This window comes from Myxococcales bacterium (assembly GCA_016712525.1).
GTDB lineage: Bacteria > Myxococcota_A > Polyangia > Polyangiales > Polyangiaceae > JAAFHV01.
This window is the reverse complement of sequence record JADJQX010000008.1, coordinates 59,117-83,179: the sequence shown is the minus strand read 5'-3', so window position 1 is coordinate 83,179 and position 24,063 is coordinate 59,117. Positions and strand designations below refer to the sequence as shown.

The following is a 24,063-nucleotide window of genomic DNA, read 5'->3' as shown; positions in this document are numbered from 1 at the left end:
AAAATCAACAGGCTGCTAGCGGAGCCACGCGGTGGTGCGCGGTCTTTCGCGCTCGATGGCGCGCGCTGCTACTTCGCGATGGGCAAGCTCTTGCCCTCGATGCCGGCGAAGAAGTCGTTCCCCTTGTCGTCGACGACGATGAACGCCGGAAAATCGACCACCTCGATCTTCCACACCGCTTCCATGCCGAGCTCGGGGTACTCGAGCACCTCGACCTTCTTGATGCAGTCTTGGGCGAGGCGGGCGGCAGGGCCCCCGATCGAGCCGAGGTAGAACCCGCCGTGCTTCTTGCACGCGTCGGTCACGGCCTTGCTGCGGTTGCCCTTGGCGAGCATGACGAAGCTCCCGCCCGCGGCCTGGAGCTCCTCGACGTAGGCGTCCATGCGGCCGGCGGTCGTGGGGCCGAACGAGCCCGACGCGTAGCCCTCCGGCGTCTTGGCGGGGCCCGCGTAGTAGACCATGAAGTCTTTCATGTAGTCGGGCATGCCCTCGCCGCGGTCGAGGCGCTCTTTGATCTTGGCGTGCGCGATGTCGCGCGCGACGACGAGCGGCCCCGAGAGCGAGAGGCGCGTCTTCACGGGGTAGCGCGAGAGCTCCGCGCGGATCTCGCTCATGGGGCGACGAAGATCGATCTTCACGCAGTCGCCGCCGAGGTCGTCGTGCGTCGTCTCGGGGAGGTACTTCGCCGGATCGTGCTCGAGCTCCTCGAGGAAGATGCCATCCTTCGTGATCTTGCCGAGGGCCTGGCGATCGGCGGAGCACGAGACGGCGATCGCGACCGGGCACGAGGCGCCGTGCCGAGGCAGACGAACGACCCGCACGTCGTGGCAGAAGTACTTGCCGCCGAACTGCGCCCCGATGCCCGTTTTGCGAGTAATTTCGAGGATTTGCTTCTCGAGCTCGACGTCCCGGAAGCCGTGCCCCGTGGCGCTGCCCGAGGTGGGGAGGGTGTCGAGGTAGCGGGCCGAGGCGAGCTTCGCCGTCTTCAGCGTGTGCTCGGCGCTCGTGCCGCCGACGACGACCGCGAGGTGGTAAGGCGGGCATGCGGCCGTGCCGAGGCCGCGGACCTTGGCCTCGACGAACGCGAGCAGGCTCTTCGGGTTCAAGAGGGCCTTCGTCTCTTGGAAGAGGTAGCTCTTGTTGGCCGAGCCGCCCCCCTTCGCCATGAAGAGGAACTTGTAGGCGTCGCCGTCGGTCGCGAAGATCTCGATCTGTGCGGGCAGGTTCGTGCCCGTGTTCTTCTCGGCGTACATGTCGAGCGGGGCGAGCTGCGAGTAGCGGAGGTTCGCCGTGTGGTACGTCTCGTGGATGCCCTGCGCGATGGCCCGCTCGTCGCCGCCGCCCGTGTAGACGAGCTGGCCCTTCTTGCCCATCACGATGGCCGTGCCCGTGTCTTGGCACATCGGGAGCACACCTCCCGCCGCGATGTTGGCGTTCTTCAAGAGGTCGAGCGCCACGAACTTGTCGTTCGAGGAGGCCTCCGGGTCGTCCAGGATGCCGGCGAGCTGCTTCAGGTGCCCGGGGCGGAGGAGGTGGGCGATGTCGCGCATGGCCTCGCGCGTCAGCAAGGTGAGCCCCGCGGGATCGACCTCGAGGAACGTCTTGCCCTTGGCCTCGAACGTCGACACGTGGTCGCTCGTGAGCTTGCGGTACGGCGTCGTGTCGGGGCCGGTGGGGAGTAGCTCGGTGAAGCCGATGTCGGTCATCGTGGGTGCCTTCCTTCGCCGACGAACATACCAAACCCGGCGCCATGGCGGATCGGCCGAGAGCGCGCAAAAATCGCCGGAATCGTGCGGTTCGGCCGCTCGTCATGGTACGGGGACGCATGGTCCGCGGCCTCCTCGTCGTGCTCGCGTTCTATGGCGCGGGCGAGCTCTCGGCGACCTTGCTCGGGCTGCCTCTGCCCGGCGCCATCCTCGGGCTCGTCGCGTTCGTCGCGGCGCTCCGCTTGGGGCTCGTGAAGAAGGCGTGGGTCGACGAGGCCTGCACGTTCCTCACGGGGCGCATGGCGCTCTTTCTCTTGCCCCAGGCCGTGCTCGTCGTGTGGAAGATGCGTGGCCTCGCGGGCATGGCCGCGCCGATCGTCGTGGCGTCCGTCGTGAGCACGCTCGCCGTGCTCGTCGTGGTCGCGAAGGTGGGAGAGGCGGTCGAGCGTCGATGACCGACGTCGCGCTCTCGATGGGGCTCTTTCTGTTGACGTTGGTCGTCTACGAGCTCTTGCGTCACGTCCAGCTCCGGACCGGGCGCGTGTGGCAAAACCCGCTCCTCTTCGGGATCCCGGTGCTCGGCGTGGTGCTCGTCGCCGCGAAGATCGAGCCGAGCGCGTACCGTGAAGCCACGCGCCCGTTGGGCCTCCTCGTCGGTCCCTCCGTCGTCGCGCTCGGCCTCGGGCTCTCCTGTGGCCTGCCCGATTTGGCGAAGCGCGCGCGCACCGTAGGGCTCTCGCTCGTGTCCGGGGCCCTCGTCGGCGCGGCCTCCGTGGTCGGGCTCGCGCGCGCGCTCGGCGCGGACGCGGTCGTGTGTGCGTCGCTCGCGCCCAAGTCGGCCACGACGGCCATCGCCGCGCCGGTCGCCGAGCGCCTCGGAGGAGATCCGTCCCTCACCGCCGTGGTCGTGATCGTGGTCGGCGTCTTCGGGGCCCTCGTGGGGCCCGCGCTGCTTCAGCGTATAGGTGTTCGGAATCGTTATGTTTTTGGTCTGTCGCTCGGGGCCGCGGCCCACATCGTCGGGACGACCCGCGCCCGCGACGAGGGGCCCGTCGAAGAGAGCGCCGCCGCGGCAGCGCTCGTCGTGCACGGGGTGCTCACGGCCGTGCTCGCGTGGGCCGCGGTGAGGCTCCTCGGGCCGTGAGGTCCGGCTAGGGCGAGGGTGCGAGGCGCTCGGGGGCCTCGTGGCCGCTCTCGGTCACGTACTCGGAGTAGCCTCCACCATAGAAGCGCGCGTCGCTCCCCGAGAGCTCGAGCACGCGGTTCGAGAGCTCGGCCAAGAAGTGGCGATCGTGCGACACGAAGAGCATCGTCCCCTCGAAGTCCTTGAGGGTCTCGATCATCATCTCCTTCGTGTCCATGTCGAGGTGGTTGGTCGGCTCGTCGAGCACGAGGAAGTTCGGCGGATCGAAGAGCATCTTGGCCAAGACGACGCGCGCCTTCTCGCCGCCCGAGAGCACCCGGATCGGCTTTTCCACGTCGTCGCCCGAGAAGCCGAACACGCCCGCGAGCGTGCGGAGCGAGCCCTGCGAGGCCTTCGGGAACGCGTGGACGAGGGTGTCCCACACCGTGTCCGTGGGGGAGAGCACGTCCATCGCGTGCTGCGAGAAGTACCCGACCTTCGTGCTCGGGCCGACCGACACCTTGCCCTCGTCGGGCGAGAGCGCGCCCACGACGAGCTTGAGCAGCGTGCTCTTGCCGGCGCCGTTGACGCCCATCACGCACCAACGCTCGCGCCTTCGGATCAGCATCGAGAAGTGGTCGTAGATGGTGCGGGAGCCGAACACCTTCTTGATGCCCTCGAGGCCGACCACGTCCTCGCCCGAGCGCGGGGGCTTCGGGAAGTCGAACGTGAGCTTGCGCCGGCGCTTCGGCGGCTCGACCTTCTCGATCTTCTCGAGCTTCTTCACGCGGGACTGCACCTGCGCCGCGTGGCTCGCGCGGGCCTTGAACCGCGCGATGAAGGCCTCTTCTTTGGCGAGCATGGCCTGCTGGCGCTCGTACTGGGCCTCGGCGTTGCGATCGGCGATGGCGCGCTGTTTGACGTAAAAGTCGTAATTTCCCGAGTAGGTCGTGAGCTCGCCGCCGTCGATCTCGAGGATCTTCTGCACGATGCGGTTCATGAACTCGCGATCGTGGGAGGTCATGACCAGCGCGCCCTCGAAGCCCTTGAGGTAGCCCTCGAGCCAGAGGATCGACTCGAGGTCGAGGTGGTTGGTCGGCTCGTCGAGGAGGAGCACGTCCGGCCGCATGAGGAGGACTCGCGCGAGCGCGACCCGCATTTTCCAGCCGCCCGAGAGCTTCTCCACGTCCCCGTCCATGACCTCTTGCGAGAAGCCGAGCCCCGCGAGCACCTCGCGCGCCTTGCCCTCGAGCGCGTAGCCGCCGAGCTCCTCGAAGCGCGCCTGGGCCTCGCCGTAGCGGTTCACGAGCTCGTCCATCTGGTCGGCCTTGTCCGGGTCTCCGAACGCCGCCTCGAGCTCGCGGAGCTCTTGGGCCACGTCGGCCACCTGGCCCGCGCCGGCCATGGCCATGGCCACGACGGTGTGCCCCGACATCTCGCCCACGTCCTGGCTGAAGTAGCCGATCGTGGTCCCGCGATCGACGGTGACGCTGCCGGTGTCGGGCGTCTCCTCCTTCAGGATCATGCGGAAAATCGTGGTCTTTCCCGAGCCGTTCGGGCCGACGAGGCCCACCTTCTCACCGCGGTTCACGGCGGCCGAGGCGTCGGTGAAGAGAATCTGTTGTCCGTGCTGGCGACCGACCGAGTCGAGGCGAATCATGGCGCGCCCGAGATACACGACGGTGGCCCGCGTGGCGAGACCGGACACCGCGAAAACGCGCCTGCCCGGACGATCAGGCCGAAGGTGGGGCGCTCGAGGTCGTGCCGCGGGAGACGGGGAGGGTCACGACGAAGCGCGCCCCGAGCTCCCCTCGGCCGAGCGTGAGGGTGCCCTCGTGGGCGAGGGCGATCTCGCGCGCGATCCCGAGGCCGAGGCCCGAGCCCCCCGCGAGCCGCGACTTCGACTGCGCGCTCCGAAAAAATGGCTCGAAGATGCGCTCGCGGTCCTCTTCGGGCACACCCTCGCCCTCGTCCTCGACGACCACGGTGACCTGGCCCGCGCGCTCGTCGACCTCGCCGAAGACGCGCACCAGGCCGCCCTCCGGGGAGTGGGAGGCGGCGTTCTCGAGGAGGTTCCGAAAGAGGCGGGAGAGGTCGTTCGGTCGCCCCGAGAGGCGGACGTCGAGCCCCTCGCACGCGAAGGTGACCTTGCGCTCCTCGGCGAGGGGCCGCGACAGGGCGACGGCGTTGTCGACCACGGAGCCGAGCATGCACTCTTCGTTCGAGGTGTCCCCCGCCGTGACCTTGGCGAGCGAGAGGAGGTCGTCCGTGAGGTTCTTGAGGGCGCGCGTCGACTCGAGCGCCTCGAGGATCGCCTTCTTCAGCTCCGGGGCCTCGCGGTCTTTGCGCACGGCGAGCTGGAGCTCTCCGTAGATTTTGGTGATCGGCGAGCGGAGCTCGTGGGCCGCGTGCGCCAGGAACCTTCGCTGCGAGGTCATGAGCGCGGAGATGGTGTCGATCATCTCGTCCACGTCCCTTGCGAGGTTCAGCACGTCGGGGTCGCCCGAGCGCGCCGCGACCCGCGCCGAGAGGTCTCCCTTGGTCACGCGGTTCGCCACCTCGGCGATGCGCTGGTGCTCGCGCGTGAACCTCCGCACGACGAAGCTCGCGATGACCCCGGCCCACGCGAGCGCCACCACGAAGGCGAACGCCATGGCATCACGGAGGAAGCGCTCGTCGGCGTCGAGGTCCTCGCGGAGCGCGGCGAGCAGCACCGTCTTCTTGGGGTGGCCCGGGATACCGACGAGCACGCCGCGGTAGTGGTGGCCGCCGTGCTCGAAATCGAAGCAGCGTTCGTTCGGGTGCGAGAGCGTGGCCCGCGAAGGCGGGAGCTTGTCGAACGGGGCGGTGGCCGACATCGGCGCGTCGTCGTCGCCGTAGATGACGCCGTGCTTCGTCAGCGGGCCCACGTCGTTCGTGGGCGGCCCGGGGCCTTCGTTGAACGAAAAACCGAAGAGTGGCGCCTCTTTGGCCTCGACCTTCGCCACGTCGACGAGCTCGCCGTCGAGCCGACTCTCCTGGAGCTCCGTGAACTCTTTCGAGATCGCGAAGAACGCCACGCCGAGCGCGACCGCCGTGACGGCCACGGTAGAGAGCACGATGCGACGCCGGAACTGCACCGCCGCCCCGCGCGCTCAGGCCTTCTCGGCGCGCAGACGGTAGCCCGTGCCGCGCACGGTCTCGATCATCCACGAGCGCTCCCCGAGCTTGTCGCGGACGCGGCTCACGTGCACGTCGAGCACACCCGAGCCCGGGTCGAACTTGAGCTGCCACACGTCGAGGAGGAGCTTCGCGCGCTCGACCGGCTTCTCCGCGTCGAGCGCGAGGCGCACGAGCAGGGCGAACTCTTTGGCCGTGAGATCGAGGGCGGCTCCGCCGAGCGTGGCGCGCCGCGAGAGCCGGTCGAGCGCCAGATCGCCCACGTGGAGCGCCACCCCGGCCTTGCCGCGCCGCGCGAGGGCGTCGAGGCGGGCGAGCAGCTCGTCGACCTCGAAGGGTTTGACCAGGTAGTCGTCGGCGCCGGAGCGGAGCCCCGCGACCTTGTCGGCCGTCTCCCCGCGGGCCGTCAACATGAGGATGGGGCACCCCACCTCGGCAGCGCGGAGGCGCTCGGCCACCGCCGGCCCCTCGAGGTCGGGCAACATCCAGTCGAGCACGATGGCGTCGAACGGCTCGCGCGGCCCGCGCTCGAGAGCGGCCTTGCCCGTCGCGGCGACGACGGTCGTGTGACCCTCGTCTCCGAGGACGCGGGCGAGGAAATCGGCGAGCTTCGGGTCGTCTTCCACGACGAGTACGTGCACGGCGCCACCATACCGGGGTTTTCGCGCCATCGATCTCGTATTTTCGTAGGGTTCGAGGGCCACGGGCCGGGGGTGCCCATTTCGGTGGAGACGTGGTCGAGGGTGCGACAAATGGGAGGGCTGCGGCTCGCGCGTCGCGCCGTTCACGGTAGGCTTGTCCACGTGAAGCCCGCCCCCGCCGCCCGCGCGTTCCCGACGGCCGAAGGTTTCCTCGACGCCCGCCCCGTCGCCGAGCTGCTCGCGTACATCGACGACAGAGGCCTCTCCGGCACGCTCACGCTGACGTCGCCGACGGGCGTCGAGGACGCCAGCGTCACCTTCCGTGACGGGAAGGTCGTCCGGGCCCGCACACGCGTTCCATCGCCGCTCGGGACGGCCCTCTACGAGCTCGGGCTGGTCGAGCCCGACGCGCTCGATCGTGCCTTGCGCGAGCTCGCGGCGGGCAAGGGCGCGCTCCTCGGCGAGATCCTGCTCGCGCACAAGGCGCTGACCGCCGAGGTCTTGGCGATCGGGCTCGCCGAGCACTACACGCGAAAGCTGGTGTCGCTCTTCGCCCTCCCGGCGGCCACGCGCTTCGCGTTCTACGAGCACACGGATCACCTCGCGTCGTTCGGGCGCGCCGACGTGTCGGTGTCCGTCGGGCGAGCCGTGGTGAGAGGCCTACGAGACACGTTCGATGCGCAAGCCGGGCGCGCCAACGACGCGCTCGACCGTGTGGGCGAGCGGCCGCTCGTGCTCGCCGGGTACGTCGAGGGCGCGCCGACCTTCGGCCTCGTCGAGGCGCTCGCCGACCTCGAGATGTCCGAGGACGAAGAGCGCGTCGCGAAGGAGCTCTCGTGCCCTGCCGTGCTGCCACCGCGCCGCGCCACGCGCGAGGGTCTGCTCCGAACGCGTGTGGTCTACACGCTCTTGCTCCTGCGCCGAGCCCGCATCGCCACGGTCTCTCCGGAGAACGAGGCCCTCCGTCACGCCTCCATGAAGTTCCGCGCGCCGAGCCCGCTCCGGCCCCCCTCGGTCGCGTTCCCCGTGTCGGGGGTGCGTGAAAAGGTCGAGCCGCCACCGGCCGCCGTCCGCGACGTGAGGCGCGAGGCCGACGACCCCGGAAAACGCGTCGCGCCTCGAGAGACCGAGCGCGGACCGCGGGCCGACGTGGCCGCGGATCCCACCCTCGCGAGGCTCAAGGCGCGCGGGCTCCTCCGGCGCGGCGAGCTCCGCGCCGCGTTGGCGCTCGTGGTCGAGCTCCGGTCTCTCACCCCCGGGAAGGACGCCGAGCTCGAGACCATGTACGGCTACTGCGTCGGCATGACCCGCGAGGATCTCCAGTCGCGCGAAGAGGCGAGGAGCGCGCTCCGCCGCGGCTGCGAGCTCTCGCCCCGCTCCGGAGAGGCGCTCTACCGGATGGCCCTCTTCGAGCGCAAAGAGGGGCAGCTCGCGTCGGCGCTCCGCACGCTGAGAGAGGCGGTCGACGTGGACCCGCACCACGTCGACGCGGCCCGGGAGCTCCGCCTCTTCGGCATGCGCGTCGCCTCGGGAATGGACCCGGCGCGCGCGATGTCACCGCCGCACGGCATCCCCGCCGTGAAAGACCCGCGAAAAGAGTAGCGCGCCGTCTGCGTCACTCCTCGACGGCCGACGGCGCGTCGTCCTTCGCGACGAGGCCGTGGGCGGTCGCGCGCGCGAAGAGCCAGAGCACGTGACCACGGACGTCCCGCGGCCAGGATTTCGTCAGCCGATCGAGCCGTCCACCGTCCTTGGCGAAGAGGGCCCGTGACGCCTCTTCGTGGCCCGGGAGGTCCCCCGCGAGCGCCCACATCACGCGGCTCGCCGCTTCGATGCCACGCCGCTCTCGCTCCTCGTCCGCGCGCCTCGGATCCTTCATCGCCTCTTCCACGAGGCGCCGCAGGGCCACCGAGATGCCTCCTTGGCGGGCCTCGAGCCACTCCCAGTGCCGGGGGAGCAGCGTAACCTCCCTCGCGACGACGCCGAGCTTGGGGCGCCCCGGCCCCTTCTTGCCGTCCCCGCCGACGAGGGGGTGCCGCGTGAGCGCCTCGCGCACCTCGTCGATGGTGCCCTCGAGGACGAAGTCGATCTGAGCGCCGGTCGTGTCGTCGAACACGAGGACGGTGGCGCCGGGGTGCCTGTCGACGTGAGCCTTCACGGCGAGCACGGTCGGCTCGAGGGGCCCCCGAGCGAGCAGCGCGCCTCCGCAGAAGGCCGAGAAGGTCGGCTGTGGGGTGAGATCGGTCGTGGGCATCGGGGATCCTCCGTGGAATGACCCCGATGTACCCGACTCCTTCACCGTCGGCAATATTACCCGGGTGAAATTCGGAGAAATAAGATCCGGGTGAAAATGCTCAGCGCGCCCGCGGCTTCTTGGGCGCGGGCGCCGCGGGGAGGGGGGCCATCACGGCGGAGAATAGGTCGAGCGCGGCGCCTCCGTCGGCCAAGAGGTCCCTCTCCCCGCCGCTCTCGACCCACTCCTCGACGACCACGCGGATGGCGCCGACGATGGCCCCCGCGACGAGGCGTGCGCGAGCGCGATCGCTCCCGCGTGCGAGCGCGTCGGCGATGAGCGTCGTGGCCTTTCGGTCCCACTCGAGGTCCTTGGCGAGGAGAGAGGGCGTCTTCGCCACGAGGGCGTTGTCGACGAGCACGTCCTTCTTCTGCTGGATGTGCATGGACGCGACCGACAGCAGCGCGCGGCGCACGGTGGCGATCGCATCTTCCCCTTTGGGTGTGTCGAGCAGCGCGGCCTCGAGCGCCTCGAGCTGGGCCCTCCTCCTTACGAAGAAGACGTCCTCCTTCGTGGGGAAGTAGCGGAAAAACGTCCGCCGCGACACGTTCGCCTCGCGGGCGATCTCGTCGACCGTGACGGCGTCGAAGCCCCGCTTCGCGAAGAGCCTCTTCGCGACCGAGACGATGGTCGCGGCCGCCTCGCGCTTCTTCTTCTCGCGGAGCCCCGAGGTCGTGTCTCGTTCCTTCATTCGGGCTTCGGAGTGAACATCTTCCCGACGAAGGCGACAAGGAGCTTCTCGCGCTCCCTCGGCCCGAGCAGATCGAGCAGGCGGCTCACGTCGGCCATCTTGCCCGAGCCCGTGTCGGCCTGGCCGATGACGTGGGCGGCGACGTCCCCCGAACGGTCGTTCGCGAGCGCCTCGGTGATGTGGGCGGCCATCTGCCGAAGCTCGTCGTTCGGGCCGGGGCGGCTCCCGCCTCGCGCGAGGCGCGCCGTCTCTTCGTGGAGGGCCACGACGAGGTCGTCGATGACGCGGGTATTTCCCGGGTTGATGGTGAGGTGCACGTTGGCCTTCGACGCTCCGTAGCCGAGCTGCGCCTGGAGGCCGAAGCCGCGAGCCTTCATGGCGTCGGTCAGCTCGAAGACGCACACGGTGTCCGAGGTGAAGGCCACGAGGCTCATCTCGGGCTTGCCCATCATGCGTAGGTGCGGGTCGTCCTCGACGGCCGCTTCGACCTTCTTCCGGGCGGCGAGGAGGGCGCGGGCCACCTCGAGGTAGCCGTTCTCGCCTTGGAGCTGCAGCACCGACCAGGCCGCCGCGAGGGGCCCTCCCGATTTGGAGCTCTGGATGGTGGGGTTGAACATCGTGTAGCCCGTCCACTCGGCGCACACGAACACCTGGTGCCGGCGGAGCGCCTCGTTCTTGTAGAGCACCACCGAGGCCCCCTTCGGGCAGAGCCCGTACTTGTGGAAGTCCATCGACATGCTCGTGACCCCGGGCACGCGGAAGTCGAAGTCGGGGACGGGCTCGCCGAGGCGGGCCATGTAGGGCAGGAGGAAGCCGCCCATGCAGCCGTCGACGTGGCACAAAACGCCTCGCTCCGCGGCGAGCGCGGCGATTTCGCGCACCGGGTCGACCACGCCGTGGGCGTACGAGCACGCCGACGCGACGACGAGGATGGTCGTGTCGTCGAGCTTCTCGCGCATGTCCGAGGGGTCGGCGCGGAAGGTCTCCGGCGAGACGCGGGTCTGCACGAGGCGCACGCCGAAGTACGCGGCGGCCTTGTGGAACGCGGCGTGGGCCGTCTCCGGGACGAGCATCGAGGGCTCGGTCACGTGCGGCTTGTGTGCGCGCGCGTGGTCCCGCGCGGTCTTCACGGCGAGCAGGATCGACTCGGTGCCGCCGCTCGTGAAGTTGCCGACCACGGCCTCGTCCCCGCCGAGGTGGCGGCGCGCCATGTCGACGAGGTCGTTCTCGAAGCGCCGGAGGCTCGGGAAGGTCGTGGGATCGAGCCCGTTTTCGGTCAGGTACTCCATGAACGCGAGCTTCCCGAGCTCGGTCGTCTCGGCGTCGCCCTCGAACGTGTAGGCGAAGAGCTTCCCGTCCCGGAAGGGGAAGTCGCCCACGCGGGCGGCCTCGAGATCGGCGAGAATTTCGGACTTCGTTCGGCCTTGGGTCGGGATGCGCATGCGGTCCTCCGTGCAGGGCCCATCGCCCCACGCGCTCGGGATAGCATTGTGGCACTGAGTGTCAAATGGCTCTCGGTGCCTTTTTGTGATCGGGCGCTCCTCGGCCCGAAGGACGGGAGGTCCCCCTCAGCACTCGATGATGTTCACGGCGAGGCCGCCGCGGGCGGTCTCCTTGTACTTCGTCATCATGTCGGCGCCGGTTTGGCGCATGGTCGCGATGACCTTGTCGAGGGAGATTTTGTGCTTTCCGTCGCCCGAGAGCGCGAGCCGCGCGGCGTTGATCGCCTTCACCGACGCCATGGCGTTCCGCTCGATGCACGGCACCTGCACGAGGCCGCCGACCGGATCGCACGTGAGCCCGAGGTTGTGCTCCATGCCGATCTCGGCCGCGTTCTCGACCTGCTCGGGGGTGCCCCCCATGACCTCGGCGAGGCCGGCGGCGGCCATGCTGCACGCGACGCCCACCTCGCCCTGGCAGCCGACCTCGGCCCCGGAGATCGAGGCGTTGCGCTTGTAGAGCATCCCGATCGCGGCGCACGTGAGGAGGTAGCGCGCGACGCCGTCGTCGTTCGCGTTCGGCACGAAGCGGAGATAGTAGTGGAGCACGGCCGGGAGGATGCCCGCGGCGCCGTTCGTGGGCGCCGTGACCACGCGACCTCCTGCGGCGTTCTCCTCGTTCACAGCGAGCGCCCAGAGGTTCACCCAGTCCATGGCGAGCAGCGGATCGGTCGTGCGGGTGTCGCACGTGAGCCGCCGATGGAGCGCCGCGGCGCGCCTCCGTACCTTGAGGCCCCCGGGGAGGATGCCCTCGCGCTCGCAGCCTCGTTTCACGCACGCCTGCATCGCCGCGGCGATCTTCGCGAGGCCCTCGCGCACCTCGGCCTCGGGCCTCAACACCTTCTCGTTCTCGAGCACCACGGTGCTGATCGAGAGCCCGTGATCCTCCGTGATCGTGAGCAGATCCTGCCCGCTCGTGAACGGGTAGGGCGGGGGCTTCCGCTCGCCGAGCGTGGGCTCGACCTCGCCGTCGTTCACGACGAACCCGCCGCCGACGGAGTAGTAGATCCGCACGAAGGGCTCGCCGTCCGAGAGATCGGCCGTGAAGCGCATGCCGTTCGGGTGCGCCGGGAGGCTCTGGCGCCGATGGAAGACGAGGCTCTGGCCGCCCCGCTCCACGAGCTCGCTCCCCGGGTCGAAGCGCACGGGCGCGAAGCCGAGGAGCTTCACCTCTTTGGTCGCGCGGATGGCCTCGATGCGCGCCGGGACCGTGTCCGGGTCGAGCGCTTCGGGGCGCTCCCCTTCGAGGCCGAGCATGACGGCCACGTCGCTGCCGTGGCCCTTCCCGGTGTGCCCGAGCGAGCCGAAGAGCTCGGCTTTCACGTGCGAGACGCGCCCGACGAGCCCCTCGCGATCGAGGCTCTCCACGAACCTCCTCGCCGCCCGCATGGGGCCCACCGTGTGGCTGCTGGAGGGCCCGATGCCGATCGTGAACATGTCGAAGAGGCTGAGGTGCACGGCTCGGATGATCGTCTCCGCGCACCGGGCCCACAAGCCCCTTCGTGCCTCGCGACGTCGATGCCGCAGCTCAGCCGACGAGGGGGACCCGCCCCGCCGACGTCAGCTATCGCCCGCGAAGCCGTAGTACCCCGGGCGCTCCAGCGGAGGCAGCTCGCCCTCGCGGACGAGGATCGTTCGGACAGCCCAAATGTCTCGAAAGATCCGGTACTTGAGTGCCGTCTGGTCGAGGTAGTCGACGCCCGCAGAGCCGCCCGTGCCCGTGCGCCTCCCGATCATGCGCTCGACCATCCGCGCGTGCCGTTGACGGAACACGACGAAGCCTTGTTCGAACGCGACGAGCGCGTCGACCACCTCGCGCGGCCACGCGAGCAGGGGGAGCTCGCGGTAGCTCTCGATGAAGACGAGGGCCGCCCGGAGCCTCGTCGCGCGGGGGCGTTCTTCCTCGCGGGTCACGTCCTCCGCGAAGAGGTAGGCGCGGGTGTCGGCCTTCTCTCGCTCGTAGCGCGCGTCGAGGCGCGCCTCGTCGTCGGGGGTGAGGGCGGTCGTCTTGGCGAGGGCCTTGGCGGTCTCGGTCGCCCGCGCGTGGGAGAGCAAATACGACTCGACGAAGGCGCGCACGTTCTCGGCGTCGTGCGGGTCGTCGGGGGTGCTGCCTTGGATGGGCGTGCGGCAGAGCCACGCGTGCACGGCGTCGCGGAGCGTCGGCAGGTCCGAGAGGCGCGCCTCGACGCGCTTCGAGGCAGGAGAGGGGGCGCCCTTCGGCCCGAGCAGCGCCTGCATGTACGACTTCTCCGAACCGAGCGGGATGCGCTCGGCGTCGCCGAGACCGAGGAGGAGCTCGATCTCGCGGAGCTGCGCCGACTGGAAGCCGCTCGCCGGCGAGAGCTTGTCGCGGAAGCCGAGGTAGTCGCGTGTGGTCATGGTCTCCATCAGCGCGAAGTGATCGGCCATTTTGCGGAAGAGGAGGTCCATGCGCCGGATGCCGCGCACGGCCGTCGACAGCGACTGCTCGGGCACCTTGGGGCGCGCGAAGAGATCACGCACCGTGACGAGCTCGCGTAGCGCGAGCTTCATCCAGAGCTCGTCGATCTGGTGGACCACGACGAAGAGCACCTCGTCGTTCGTGAGCTCGGCCTCGCTCGGTGCGACGCCCGTCTGGAGCGAGAGGAGCTCCTCGACTTTGATGTAGTCCCAGTAGGTGGTCGGCTCACGGCTCATGGCGCGCACCCTCGCACGAGCCGCGCCCCCCGGAAAAGGCCGTTTCGTAGGCCCACGAGGCACATGTGGGCGCGCTCCGGCGTGCCGAGTGAGCAAGGATAAGTCGACCGAAGAACGTGCGCTGCGCGTGCGTGAGGCGCGCACGGTGCTCGTTCGGGGGCCACTTTCCGGGTTCTCGCGCCGGTTCGGCTTACGTATGCTCGACTCGTCGAGCTCGTCACGCGTGGCGGCACGACGCCACGCGAGCGAGCCTGGGCTCACCGATTTTGGTCGAGCTTCGCTCTCGCTGATTTAGGCTCGGTACCTTGCGCCTCGAAACCCCCATGAAGAAGAACTACGTCCTCGACACGAACATCCTCCTCCACGACCCGCAGTCGGTCTTCCGGTTCGAGGACAACAACGTCATCATTCCGATCTACGCGATCGAGGAGCTCGATCAGTTCAAGCGCGAGGGCTCCGAGCGCGGCAGGAACGCGCGCCAAATCGCGCGCATCCTCGACGGGCTCCGTGAGCAAGGCTCGCTGTCGAAGGGCGTCACCCTGAAGAGCGGCGGCTCGCTCCGCGTGGCGGTGCCCCAGAAGCGCCCGAGCCTCGCCTCGGCGATCGACACGGACGCGATGGACGCGGCGATCTTGCAGACCGCGTTCGACGTCCGCGAAGAGGACCAGGGGCGGCCCACCGTGTTCGTGACCATGGACACGAACCTCCGCATCCGCGCCGACGCGCTCGGGATGGTGAGCGAGACGTACGAGAACCAGCGCGTCGAGGCCGAGAAGCTCGACACGGGCGTGCAGGAGCTCACGGTGCCTTCGGGCCACGTCGACGCGTTCTTCCAGGAAGGTTTCCTCGAGCTCGCCTCCCGCGAGTCCCTCCTCCCGAACTCGTGCATCCTCCTCCGGGACGCCGAGAACGCGTCGCACACGGCGATCGGCCGCTACGACGCCCAAAAGGGCGGCGTCATCGCCCTCCGCGTCCCGCGCGAGGGGGTCATGGGCGTGCGCCCTCGAAACAAAGAGCAGAGCCTCGCGCTCGATCTCTTGCTCGACGAGTCCATTCGCCTCGTCACGCTCGTCGGCAAGGCCGGCACCGGGAAGACGCTGCTCGCCATCGCGGCGGGCCTGAAGCGCACCATCGAGGACGGCATCTACACGCGCATCCTCGTGTCTCGCCCCGTCATGCCCCTCGGCCGCGACATCGGCTTCCTCCCCGGCGACGTCGACGAGAAGCTGAACCCCTGGATGCAGCCCATCTTCGACAACCTCGAGTTTCTCTTCTCCCACGGGCAGAAGAAGGGCTCGCGGGCCTACGCGGAGATGCTCGAGAGCGGTCAGCTCCAGGTCGAGCCGCTCACCTACATCCGCGGTCGCTCGCTCCCGCAGCAGTTCATCATCGTCGACGAGGCCCAGAACCTCACGCCTCACGAGGTGAAGACGATCATCACGCGCTCGGGCGACGGCACGAAGATCGTCCTCACCGGGGACCCGGGCCAGATCGACAACCCCTACGTCGACAGCGCGTCGAACGGGCTCACGATCGCGGCCGACAAGTTCAAGGGCGAGAAGGTCGCGGGCCACATCGTCCTCTCGAAGGGTGAGCGCAGCGAGCTCGCGGAGCTCGCGGCCAACCTGCTCTGACGGACCGCTGCGGAAGGGCTCTCGCGCAGGCTTTTCGCGGGGTTCGGCGCGTCCGAGGCCCTTGCTGGCGAGGGCGCGAGGGCCCAAGATGAGGGGGCCCGTCATGCAAGAACGTAGATCGCTCGCGCTCGCTCGGTTCGCGCCCGTCGTCGGTGCGGCCGCGCTCGCGCTCCTCGAAGGCTGCTCCACCGTGCGGGGGAGCGCCGTCGCCACGGGGCCGAGGCAGCCCTCGTACTCGGGGCCCGTCTCCATCTACGCCACCAACGCCGTCCCGCCGGGAGCGGTCGACCTCGGCGTCGTGGAGGTGTCGGCTTCGCAGAGCGAATCGACCGTGGGCACGCTGCTCCCCGTGTTCGTGCAGAAGGTCGCGCAAATTGGCGGAAACATTGCAAAAATTGACACGGTGCGCGCCCGGTTCGAGCTCGTGACTCGGACCCACCTCGAGACGTACTACTACCCCTGCGGGACGCGAGTGCAGTGCGCGGGGCAGCGCATGTACACGACGAACGACGAGATCGTCGTGGTGAGCATGCTCGGGCACGCCTACACGGACCGGGTCGAGGCGCCCGCCGCCCCGCAGGTGGTGCCCGCCCCCGCCGCGCCCCCGAAGGCCGAGCCGCCCGCTCCTCCTCCGGCCGAACCTCCGCCCCCGGCCGACACGTCGGAGAAGCAGCTATGACGTCCCTGCTCCGCCCGGCGTCCGTCGTGGCCCTCCTGCTCCTCTCCGGGTGCGGCTCGGTCGAGGCGCATTCGGCCATGTTGAAGCGTCCCCAAAGCCCATCCGCGGAGGGTCGCGTCGAGCTCTACCTCGAGGGCCAAGACGTCGGGCGTCCGGTCGAGGAGCTCGGGCTCGTGCAAGCGTTCGGGGCAGGCTCCATGGCGAACCCGGAGGACGTGGCGCAGGCCTTGGCCGACCGGGGCGCCGAGCTCGGCTGCGACGCCATCACCAAGACCACGATCGACCTCGGCTACAGCCGCGCGCACGCGGCGGGGGTGTGCGTGAAGTTCGCGGGGCCTCGTGCGCCCGCGGCGGCCGCGTACGTGAAGCCCTCGATCAAGGCCTCTCCACCTCCGGTTCGCCCGCCGCCCGATCCCGGGCCGCGTCCGCGTGGGCTCGAGCCCCTCCCGTCGAGCCCGAAGATGTAGAATGCATCGGTTTGGTCGCACAGCCCTCGTGGTCGCGTCGTCGGTCGGTCTCATGGCCGCCACGTTCGCCCTGCCGTCCGCGCGTGGGGCCCTCGTCGAGCCGCCGTCCGAGCCACCCTCGGCCGACGCGGAGGAGCCCGAGCACGACCCTGCGAGCGGCCCGGCGAAGCCCAAGGCGCACGGTGTCGTTCGCATCAAGGTGCCCGAGAAGGACGGGATGGTCCGCGTCCCCGGCGGGCGCTTCGTGATGGGGACGGCGTTCGGCAAAGCGCCACCCAACGAGAAACCCCAACGCACGACGACCTCGGGGCCCTTCTGGATCGACAAGACCGAGGTCTCCGTCGCGGCGTACCGCGCATGTGTCGCGAGCAAACATTGCGAGCGGCCTCGTGTGACGAGCGCACAATGCACGTACGACGCCCAAGACGGAGAGCTCCCCGTCTCGTGCGTTCGTTGGGAGGACGCCGAAGCGTACTGCCGCTCCGTGGGCAAGCGGCTCCCGTCGGAGGTGGAGTGGGAGCTCTCGGCGCGGGGGCCCTCCGGCTACGTGTACCCGTGGGGAAATCGCCTACCGGACTGCAAGCTCGCGAACACGCTCATTCGAGACAACTCCGGGCGCGGCTGCTTCGCGCGGCCCTGGCGTGTGCGGAGCGTGCCCGCGAACGCGAGCGTCTACGGGGTGCTCGATCTGTCCGGGAACGTCGAGGAGTGGACCCAAGACTGGTACTCCGAGCACCTCGGCGACCTGGCCCCTCGCTCCGGAGCGAGCCACACGCTCCGCGGCGGCGGTTTCCAGACCTCCCCGAGCCGCGCGCGCGCGAGCACACGGGACTGGGGCTCGGTCATCGAAGCGGGGCCCAACGTCGGCTTCCGCTGCGCCAAAGACGCGACGCCGTAGCCCCCTCTTCGCCGCACCTCGGGCGCCTCACTCCTCCTCGATGCCCTCGCGTCGGCCGCTCAGCGTCGGATCGCGTCGGCGCAGGCGCCCACTTCGCGTGCGCACGTCCCGGCCGTGATTTTCGCGCGGATGCAGGTCCCGAGCTCGTCTCGCCCTGCGGCGGAGAGGCCGCGGAAGAGCGACTCGCACCCCTCGAGGTCGATGATGCTGCCCACTCCTCCGGCGTTCGGATCGCACGCAGGCACGAGCTGGGCGCACAGGGTCTTCGCCTCGGCGGTCGGGCACGCGCGCGCGAACGCGCGGTCCACGCACAAAACGACGTTCGTGTCCGCGTTGCACGCGCGCTCGTTCGCGAGGCACGCGGCGACGGCGTCGGCGACCTGGCCCTTGTACCGAGGCCGCACGCGCTGGCAGCTCGCCTCGCACGCGCCGGGCGGGCAGGGCGTCTCCGCGGTCTGCGCAGGCCGGTCGCCGAGGCACGGAGGGGCCCCATCGGCCGCGTCGGCGGCGTCTACGCTGCTGTCGGTGCTCGCGTCGGTGGGGGTGGGCGTCGTGGACCCTGTCCCCGGTGTGGGAGGTGGCTGACCCGTCGACGAAATTGGCGTCGCCGTGCCCGGGCTCGAGCACGCGGCGACCCACCCGGCGCCCGCAAGCAAGAGGGCGACGAGTCGCACCTTTTTGCCGGACGTTGACCTTCTTGCGCAGTCGTGGGCCATGAAATCCCTCGTGGTTTCCGCGTGATGGCGTGCCGGTATGCGGCGTGCTTCACTCAACGGTAGCATGACATTTTTCCAAGCCGCGCGACCGCTAGGGGTCTTCTTTTCGGTCGCGGGAATCGTCGCCCTCGCCGTCGCATGCGGACAGGGGGGCTCGTCGCCTTCGTCGGGGGGGGCAAGCGGCGGCGGACCCGGCGCGGGGACGTCGTGCGCCACGCCGGCGGCGGGCTGCCCTTGCGCGGCGGGAGCCGAGGCGGCGTGCGGGTACGAGATCAAGGGCGAAGAGAATTTCATCTACTGCGCCGAGGGCAAGCTCACGTGCGAGGGCGGCGTCTTCGGCGCGTGTCGCCCGTCGGGCACGGTGTCCGTCAAATCGCGACCGGTGCTCGGCCCGGGCTCGGGGCTAAGGTTCAGCGCGCTCGGCACCCCGGTCGGCTGCGCGACGATCGACGGAGGCCTGAACCTCTGCGATCCGAGCTGCCAGGTCATGGTCGACACGCCCACGGGCGTCGACGCGGGGCCGGGGTTCGGCCTCTCGGGTGGCGGGCTCGTGTCCACGGGCGTCGCTGTGTGCGGCGACGGAGCGCTCCAAGGCGGAGAGGAGTGCGACGACGGCAACACGACGGCCGGCGACGGCTGCGGCGCCACGTGCCTCCTCGAGGTCGGGTTCCAGTGCCCGACGCCGGGCTCGCCCTGCATTCCGGCCACGTGCGGAAACGGAACCATCGAGGGCGCCGAGCGCTGCGACGACGGGAACCTCGTGCCGTTCGACGGCTGCTCTCCGACCTGCCAAAAAGAGGTGAGCTGCCCGAAGGGAGGAGGTGCGTGCGTCGCCGTGTGCGGTGACGGCATCAAGTTCCCGAGCGAGGCGTGCGACGACGGCAACTCGGTGAGCGGCGACGGCTGCTCGGCCACGTGCACGGTCGAGGCCGGCGCGACGTGCAACACGGTGTCGTCGGGCCTCGCGCCGAGCGTGACCGTCCCCGTCATCTACCGTGACCTCAAGGGCACGCACCCCGACGTGCAGCCCACGAGCGGCTTCGGCGTGAAGCCCGGCATCGTGGCCTCGACGCTCGCCGCCGATGGTTTCCCCGTGTTCGCCTCGAGCCAGGGCACCGTGACGAGCGCCACGACGTTCGACGACTGGTACCGCCCGACGGGCAACAACATTCGCATCCTCGACACCCTCACGCTCACCCGTCAGCCGGGTGGCGAGTACCGGTTCTCGTCGAACAACTTCTTCCCCATCAACGGGCTTGGGTACGGCAACTACGCGGCGACCGGGAAGAACTTCCACTTCACGAGCGAGGTGCGTGTGCCCTTCACGTTCGCGGGGGGCGAGAAGCTCGATTTCAACGGCGACGACGACGTCTTCGTGTTCATCAATGGCCGTCTCGTCGTCGACATCGGCGGCGTCCACCCCGCGGCAGCGGGCACCGTCACGCTCAGCCCTGCCGTGGCCGCGTCGATCGGGCTCGTCGTCGGGACCACCTACGAGATCGCGGTGTTCCAGGCCGAGCGCAACACGACGGGCAGCAACTACACGCTCACGCTCCAGGGGTTCGATCGCGCACGCTCGGTGTGCACGCTCCCCACGTCGCAGACCTTCGTCCGCGATTTCCAGGCCACGTGCGCTCAGGGCTTCACCCCGAAGTGGCAGCTCTTCCAGTGGCGCGCATCGGTGCCCGCGGCGAGCTCGATCGCGTTCCGAGCGGCTACGGCCGACACCCAGGCCGCGCTCCCGGCGAACCCCGATCCTGCCCCGGTGAGCGTGAACGCCGGCTCGGCGACGCCGACGAACAGCCCCGTGTCGGCCACCCCGGCATGGGTGAACGAGGTCGACGGCGCCCTCAACCCCGTGCCCGTGTCGCTCCGCCTCCGCGACGAGGGGCTCACCACGTCGAAGCGCTGGCTCCGTGTCTACATGACCTACAACGTGGGCGCGGGCGGCTCGCCGAGGCTCGACCAGTGGCGTCAGCTCTACGACTGCGTCGCCAACGAGTGAGGTGGCGCACGTCGACCGAGTACGCAAAAAGGTCAACTTTCGTCCATACAGCCTCGCACCATTTTCAGCGAAATCGGTGCCGCGGCCAAAAGACCGTGCCATGATGTCGGCGTGGTGCTCTCCCGAAAAGCCATCGCGCTCCTCACTACGGGCAGTCTCGTCACGGCGCTCCTCGCGGCGTGCTCGAGCAACAACACGACGCCCAACGCCATAGGCACACCGGGCGTCACCCCGACCACCTGCCGCGCGCCTCAGCAAGGGTGCGCCTGCGCGAGCGAAGGCCAGACCGTCGAGTGTGCGCAGAAGGTGCCGACGAAGGCCGGAGGTCTCGTCTGCCAAACGGGGCGTCGCGCGTGCACGAACGGTGTGTGGGGGGGCTGCGACATGGGGCCACGCTCGACCGCGTCGGCCGGCCACGTGTTCGCGAGCGTCGGGCCGCTCGCGCTCGGAGGGTCTACGTCGTGCGCCGATCCGTGCGACCCGTCGTGCTCGAACTACGTCGACACGGCCACGGGGCTCGACGCGGGCTCGGGCTTTTCGGTTACGGACGGTGGCGTGACGCTCGCCGCCGCGTCGACGTGCAACACGGTCATCAAGGGGCAAATCTACGATCCGGGCGATAACCTGCCGCTCCCGAACGTGTACGTGTTCCTCCAGGAGGGGCCGCTCTCGGCGCTGCCCGAGGGCGTCGCGCAGGACTCGTGCTCCACGATCCTCACGGGTGGCTCTGGTGGAGGTGTGCCCGACAACCGCGTGCAGTCCGGGCTCGACGGGAGCTTCACGCTGAACATCCCGCCCGGCTACCCGAACACGACCCCCTTCAACATCGTCGTCCAGACGGGCCGGTGGCGGAAGGTCATCCCGCTCACGGCGAACTGCATGACGCAGAACCTCGGGCACGTTCGCCTCCCGAAGAACAAGGCCGAGGGCAACATCCCTCAAATGGCCGTCGTCACGGGCGACGCCGACACCCTCGAGTGTTTCATCGCCAAGATCGGCGTCGACGTGGCCGAGTTCACGCACCCGAGCCAGAACGGGCGCGTCCACATGTACCAGGGCTGTTTGGCGAACAACTCGGGCGACTGCGGGCCGCAGCTCGCGGGAGGCGCACCGCACTTCGGTCCGGTGCCCGAGAAGCGCGCCGGGCTCCTCAACAGCCAGGCCGAGATCGACAAACACGCGATGCTGGTCCTCCCATGCGAGGGCGGCAAAAAGTCGAACAATCCCGCGTTCTACCCGAACAATGCGGAGGTCGATCGCACGAAGGTCTTCGCCGACAAAGGGGGCCGAATCTTCGCGACCCACCTCTCCGACTGGGTGGTCTGGCACGAGGGGGATGGCGGCGGCGCCCGGAACATCTATCCGAACACGGCCGTCTACAAGACCGATCCGCTCGACAACATGTTCAACAACTCCGGAAGCGGAGTCGGCTCCCAAGAGGCGAACGTGGACACCGCGCCGCCGCGCGCGCAGGCGTTCTACGACTGGCTCGCCGCCAACGGAGGCTTGAACGGCGCGAACCGGGTGTACTTCGAAGAAGGCCGTCGCCGCTCGCTCTCGATTCTCCCGAACGGGAACACGTGGCTGAGGAACTACAACCCGTTCGGGTTCGCGTTCTACAACTACATCCACCACGTGACGTTCGACACGCCCGTCGGCTCGGCGAACCCCGAAGGGCGCGTCGTCTATCTCTCGTCGCACGTGGCCCCGGTCGACTACCGGCGCAACAGCGGAGGGGCCACGTTCCCGAGCGAATGCAAGCTCGCGAACGCCCTCACGGCGAGCGAGAAGGCTCTCGAGTACATGTTCTTCGACGTGTCGGCGTGTGTCGGGGCGCCCCCGCCGGCTCCTGCGCCGCTCTACTCCGCGGCCACGTTCGTGCGTGACTTCGTGGCCTCCTGCCCGGTCGGAACCCGCGTGCGCTGGCGGCAGTTCATCGCCGACGTCGACACGCCGAGCGACTCGTCGATCCTCTTCCGCGCGCAGACGGCCGACTCGGTCGCGTTGGTCGGCGCGGCCACGTCGTACAACGTGCATCTTGCACAAGGTGCGACGCCCGACACCCCGATGGGCGGCGTGATGATCGACGCGAACACCGCGCCCAACGTGATCCCTCCGCGCACGTCGAAAAGCGTGCTCCGCATCAGCGCCGACTTCACCCCGGCGACGGGCGGTCTCCTGACGCCTGCACTCTACACATGGACGCAGCGCTACGAGTGCGAGGCCTCGGAGTAGGACCCGTTCATGTCCATCTTCACGGTCCGCGCTCGAAAGTGGGCCGCCTCGGGGACCCTCACACTCCTCGTGGTCGGTGTCGCCGCGGTCGCCTCGGGCGCCTGCTCGGAGGATGCTCCGGTCGTGCCGTCCGTCGACGGGGCCGTCAGCGAGGCGTCCATCCCCGACACCGCCATCCCCCTCGTGGACGCAGCCGACGCGAGCGACGCGACGGCGGAGCGTGATCCGTGCGCCGAGACGTCCCCTCCGCTCTGTGACAAGGCGGCGGTGTGGGCGGCCCCGGTCGTCGTGCCGCTTGCGGGGGCCTTCGCCAGCATCAGCGCCGACGAGCTCCACGTCGCCTACTACGAGGCTCAAGACGCCGGGCCTGCGGCGCTCGTCGTCGCGGATCGAGCATCGACCTCGGAGGCGTTCGGAGCAGGACGCGCGTTCGGCTTCGCGGTCGACACGACCGGCGTGTCGCTCTCGAAGGACGGGCTCGAGCTCTTGGCGACGTTCGGGGGGGACGCGCGCCTCGCCTCCCGCGTACGACCCACGGACCCCTTCGGCGTGCCCGGGCGACCGGGCTTTCAGTTTGGTGGCGAGGACCAGCTTTACCGATCGCCGGTGATGCTGGAGGGTGGCGGCTTCTTCCTCGCGTGGACCACGGCGTCGGTGGGGCAGCTCGCCTTCACCGAAATCGCCAAGGACGGCGCGGTCTACCGCCAGGTGCCCGTCATCCCGCAGGCCGAGCTCCTGAACATGTCGCCAGGTGGCGCCGAGGCCCCTCGGCCCACGGGCATGTCGGCCGATGGCCGCACCCTCTTCTTCTACGACGAGGCCCGAAAGGTCGCGAAGGCCGCGTTCCGGCCGAACCGCACCTGTCCCTTTACGACGTTCGTCGACCTCGGGGACAGGCCCGGCGTCGTGCCGAACGCCTCGTGCACGGCGCTCTACTCGCGCTCGCCCGCGGGCCTCGTCCGCACCGCGCGGATGCCCTGAAGCCGCGAGCCCTCGCTTTCCGCGCGCCCCCTGGTTGACGTTGCGGGCACTTGGGGCTAATCCCGGCCCCTCTGTCCCGCGCTTTTCGGGCAAAAGCCTCGCGCACGGCGCAGGACCGCCGCTCCGACCGGGCCCTCACGGGCTCGCTAAGTGCTTAGAAACACAAGGAAATCGTCACGATGGGCCTCAACACTCTCTCCTCGCTCTCTTCGCTCCAGCAGGTCGCCCCGAAGGCCGGAACGCCCGGTGTGGCCGAGCCGCAGGGCGCGCCGGCCGGCCCGGGTGGAGGGCAGCAGCAGGGCAACCCCATCATGATGTTCCTGCCGTTCCTCATCATGATCCCGTTCTTCTTCCTCATGTCGAGGCGCCAGAAGAAGGAGCAAGAGGCCCGGCAGAAGCTCAAGAAGGGCGACCAAGTGGTGAGCCAGTCGGGCCTCATCGGCGAGCTCGTCGAGATGGACGACCGCATCGCCAAGGTGAAGATCGCCCCGGGGACCACGGTTCGTGTGCTCGCGAGCACCCTCGGCCCGCTCGAGGCCGCCGAGCCGCAGAAGTCCGACGACGCGAAAGACAAAGACCTGAAGGACCTCAAAGAAGCGAAGGCCGGCGCGGGCGACAAGAAGTGAGCTTCGCCGAGAGGACCCTCCCACGCATGAC

21 protein-coding genes are annotated in these 24,063 nt (G+C 69.4%); 11 read left to right on the top strand and 10 right to left on the bottom strand.

Annotation, left to right across the window (positions count from 1 at the left end):
- Positions 1-68 precede the first annotated feature (68 nt).
- On the bottom strand, positions 69-1,706 hold the full coding sequence (locus IPK71_29865; protein ID MBK8217954.1) for a fumarate hydratase: 1,638 nt from the start codon (positions 1,704-1,706) through the stop codon (positions 69-71).
- Positions 1,707-1,825: 119 nt separating this feature from the next.
- On the opposite strand from IPK71_29865, the gene IPK71_29860 reads away from it, so the two are divergent.
- On the top strand, positions 1,826-2,161 hold the full coding sequence (locus IPK71_29860) for a CidA/LrgA family protein (protein ID MBK8217953.1): 336 nt from the start codon (positions 1,826-1,828) through the stop codon (positions 2,159-2,161).
- On the top strand, positions 2,158-2,850 hold the full coding sequence (locus tag IPK71_29855; protein MBK8217952.1) for an LrgB family protein: 693 nt from the start codon (positions 2,158-2,160) through the stop codon (positions 2,848-2,850). Before IPK71_29860 ends, IPK71_29855 begins: the two co-directional genes overlap by 4 nt.
- A 7-nt stretch (positions 2,851-2,857) precedes the next feature.
- Here the strand turns inward: IPK71_29855 and IPK71_29850 are convergent, their stop codons facing one another.
- The 3 genes from IPK71_29850 to IPK71_29840 all read right to left on the bottom strand — a co-directional run bounded on the left by IPK71_29850 (position 2,858) and on the right by IPK71_29840 (position 6,629).
- Positions 2,858-4,489 (bottom strand): ABC-F family ATP-binding cassette domain-containing protein, encoded by a 1,632-nt coding sequence (locus IPK71_29850; protein MBK8217951.1) that lies wholly within the window; start codon positions 4,487-4,489, stop codon positions 2,858-2,860.
- Between the two features lie 73 nt (positions 4,490-4,562).
- On the bottom strand, positions 4,563-5,948 hold the full coding sequence (locus IPK71_29845; GenBank protein MBK8217950.1) for a HAMP domain-containing histidine kinase: 1,386 nt from the start codon (positions 5,946-5,948) through the stop codon (positions 4,563-4,565).
- Between the two features lie 15 nt (positions 5,949-5,963).
- Positions 5,964-6,629, bottom strand: coding sequence for a response regulator transcription factor (locus IPK71_29840; protein MBK8217949.1), 666 nt, complete (start codon positions 6,627-6,629; stop codon positions 5,964-5,966).
- A 162-nt stretch (positions 6,630-6,791) separates the two neighbouring features.
- On the opposite strand from IPK71_29840, the gene IPK71_29835 reads away from it, so the two are divergent.
- Positions 6,792-8,231 carry a DUF4388 domain-containing protein gene (locus IPK71_29835; GenBank protein ID MBK8217948.1) on the top strand — a complete coding sequence of 480 codons (1,440 nt, stop codon included), beginning with the start codon at positions 6,792-6,794 and terminating at the stop codon, positions 8,229-8,231.
- A gap of 13 nt (positions 8,232-8,244) precedes the next feature.
- On the opposite strand, the gene IPK71_29830 is transcribed toward IPK71_29835, so the two are convergent.
- The 5 genes from IPK71_29830 to IPK71_29810 all read right to left on the bottom strand — a co-directional run bounded on the left by IPK71_29830 (position 8,245) and on the right by IPK71_29810 (position 13,791).
- Entirely contained in the window at positions 8,245-8,883 is a 639-nt protein-coding gene (locus IPK71_29830; GenBank protein ID MBK8217947.1) for a DUF2239 family protein, read from the bottom strand.
- A 100-nt stretch (positions 8,884-8,983) separates the two neighbouring features.
- On the bottom strand, positions 8,984-9,613 hold the full coding sequence (locus IPK71_29825; protein ID MBK8217946.1) for a TetR family transcriptional regulator: 630 nt from the start codon (positions 9,611-9,613) through the stop codon (positions 8,984-8,986).
- A complete protein-coding gene (locus IPK71_29820; GenBank protein ID MBK8217945.1) occupies positions 9,610-11,055 on the bottom strand; it encodes an aspartate aminotransferase family protein in 1,446 nt (481 codons plus the stop codon). The genes IPK71_29825 and IPK71_29820 overlap by 4 nt, the downstream gene beginning before the upstream one ends.
- Before the next feature lie 126 nt (positions 11,056-11,181).
- A complete protein-coding gene (locus IPK71_29815; GenBank protein MBK8217944.1) occupies positions 11,182-12,549 on the bottom strand; it encodes an L-serine ammonia-lyase in 1,368 nt (455 codons plus the stop codon).
- 123 nt (positions 12,550-12,672) lie between these two features.
- Positions 12,673-13,791 (bottom strand): tryptophan 2,3-dioxygenase, encoded by a 1,119-nt coding sequence (locus IPK71_29810; protein MBK8217943.1) that lies wholly within the window; start codon positions 13,789-13,791, stop codon positions 12,673-12,675.
- A 323-nt stretch (positions 13,792-14,114) separates the two neighbouring features.
- Here IPK71_29810 and IPK71_29805 point away from each other — a divergent pair, with 323 nt between their 5' ends.
- The 4 genes from IPK71_29805 to IPK71_29790 all read left to right on the top strand — a co-directional run bounded on the left by IPK71_29805 (position 14,115) and on the right by IPK71_29790 (position 17,469).
- Positions 14,115-15,425 (top strand): PhoH family protein, encoded by a 1,311-nt coding sequence (locus IPK71_29805; protein ID MBK8217942.1) that lies wholly within the window; start codon positions 14,115-14,117, stop codon positions 15,423-15,425.
- Positions 15,426-15,528: 103 nt separating this feature from the next.
- Positions 15,529-16,104 (top strand): hypothetical protein, encoded by a 576-nt coding sequence (locus tag IPK71_29800; protein ID MBK8217941.1) that lies wholly within the window; start codon positions 15,529-15,531, stop codon positions 16,102-16,104.
- The gene (locus IPK71_29795; GenBank protein MBK8217940.1) at positions 16,101-16,571 is read left to right on the top strand and encodes a hypothetical protein; all 471 of its coding nucleotides are present in this window, start codon (positions 16,101-16,103) and stop codon (positions 16,569-16,571) included. Before IPK71_29800 ends, IPK71_29795 begins: the two co-directional genes overlap by 4 nt.
- Position 16,572: 1 nt before the next feature.
- Positions 16,573-17,469, top strand: a complete 897-nt coding sequence (locus tag IPK71_29790) for an SUMF1/EgtB/PvdO family nonheme iron enzyme (protein MBK8217939.1) — start codon at positions 16,573-16,575, stop codon at positions 17,467-17,469.
- Positions 17,470-17,528: 59 nt separating this feature from the next.
- On the opposite strand, the gene IPK71_29785 is transcribed toward IPK71_29790, so the two are convergent.
- Positions 17,529-18,143, bottom strand: coding sequence for a hypothetical protein (locus tag IPK71_29785; GenBank protein ID MBK8217938.1), 615 nt, complete (start codon positions 18,141-18,143; stop codon positions 17,529-17,531).
- Positions 18,144-18,249: 106 nt separating this feature from the next.
- Here IPK71_29785 and IPK71_29780 point away from each other — a divergent pair, with 106 nt between their 5' ends.
- The 4 genes from IPK71_29780 to yajC all read left to right on the top strand — a co-directional run bounded on the left by IPK71_29780 (position 18,250) and on the right by yajC (position 24,032).
- Entirely contained in the window at positions 18,250-20,190 is a 1,941-nt protein-coding gene (locus tag IPK71_29780; protein ID MBK8217937.1) for a fibro-slime domain-containing protein, read from the top strand.
- A gap of 111 nt (positions 20,191-20,301) precedes the next feature.
- Complete coding sequence (locus IPK71_29775) at positions 20,302-22,425, top strand: hypothetical protein (protein ID MBK8217936.1); 2,124 nt, start codon at positions 20,302-20,304, stop codon at positions 22,423-22,425.
- 9 nt (positions 22,426-22,434) lie between these two features.
- On the top strand, positions 22,435-23,406 hold the full coding sequence (locus IPK71_29770; GenBank protein MBK8217935.1) for a hypothetical protein: 972 nt from the start codon (positions 22,435-22,437) through the stop codon (positions 23,404-23,406).
- A 179-nt stretch (positions 23,407-23,585) separates the two neighbouring features.
- The gene (gene yajC, locus IPK71_29765; GenBank protein ID MBK8217934.1) at positions 23,586-24,032 is read left to right on the top strand and encodes a preprotein translocase subunit YajC; all 447 of its coding nucleotides are present in this window, start codon (positions 23,586-23,588) and stop codon (positions 24,030-24,032) included.
- The last annotated feature ends 31 nt before the right edge of the window (positions 24,033-24,063 follow it).

Bases quoted from the DNA above. Each gene is read 5' to 3' on its own strand.
- IPK71_29800 (MBK8217941.1), top strand. From the start codon at position 15,529: ATGCAAGAACGTAGATCGCTCGCGCTCGCTCGGTTCGCGCCCGTCGTC.
- IPK71_29850 (MBK8217951.1), bottom strand. From the start codon at position 4,489: ATGATTCGCCTCGACTCGGTCGGTCGCCAGCACGGACAACAGATTCTC.
- IPK71_29770 (MBK8217935.1), top strand. From the start codon at position 22,435: ATGTCCATCTTCACGGTCCGCGCTCGAAAGTGGGCCGCCTCGGGGACC.
- IPK71_29830 (MBK8217947.1), bottom strand. From the start codon at position 8,883: ATGCCCACGACCGATCTCACCCCACAGCCGACCTTCTCGGCCTTCTGC.
- IPK71_29825 (MBK8217946.1), bottom strand. From the start codon at position 9,613: ATGAAGGAACGAGACACGACCTCGGGGCTCCGCGAGAAGAAGAAGCGC.
- IPK71_29780 (MBK8217937.1), top strand. From the start codon at position 18,250: ATGACATTTTTCCAAGCCGCGCGACCGCTAGGGGTCTTCTTTTCGGTC.
- yajC (MBK8217934.1), top strand. From the start codon at position 23,586: ATGGGCCTCAACACTCTCTCCTCGCTCTCTTCGCTCCAGCAGGTCGCC.
- IPK71_29855 (MBK8217952.1), top strand. From the start codon at position 2,158: ATGACCGACGTCGCGCTCTCGATGGGGCTCTTTCTGTTGACGTTGGTC.
- IPK71_29810 (MBK8217943.1), bottom strand. From the start codon at position 13,791: ATGAGCCGTGAGCCGACCACCTACTGGGACTACATCAAAGTCGAGGAG.
- IPK71_29865 (MBK8217954.1), bottom strand. From the start codon at position 1,706: ATGACCGACATCGGCTTCACCGAGCTACTCCCCACCGGCCCCGACACG.
- IPK71_29795 (MBK8217940.1), top strand. From the start codon at position 16,101: ATGACGTCCCTGCTCCGCCCGGCGTCCGTCGTGGCCCTCCTGCTCCTC.
- IPK71_29815 (MBK8217944.1), bottom strand. From the start codon at position 12,549: ATGTTCACGATCGGCATCGGGCCCTCCAGCAGCCACACGGTGGGCCCC.
- IPK71_29860 (MBK8217953.1), top strand. From the start codon at position 1,826: ATGGTCCGCGGCCTCCTCGTCGTGCTCGCGTTCTATGGCGCGGGCGAG.
- IPK71_29805 (MBK8217942.1), top strand. From the start codon at position 14,115: ATGAAGAAGAACTACGTCCTCGACACGAACATCCTCCTCCACGACCCG.
- IPK71_29820 (MBK8217945.1), bottom strand. From the start codon at position 11,055: ATGCGCATCCCGACCCAAGGCCGAACGAAGTCCGAAATTCTCGCCGAT.
- IPK71_29790 (MBK8217939.1), top strand. From the start codon at position 16,573: ATGCATCGGTTTGGTCGCACAGCCCTCGTGGTCGCGTCGTCGGTCGGT.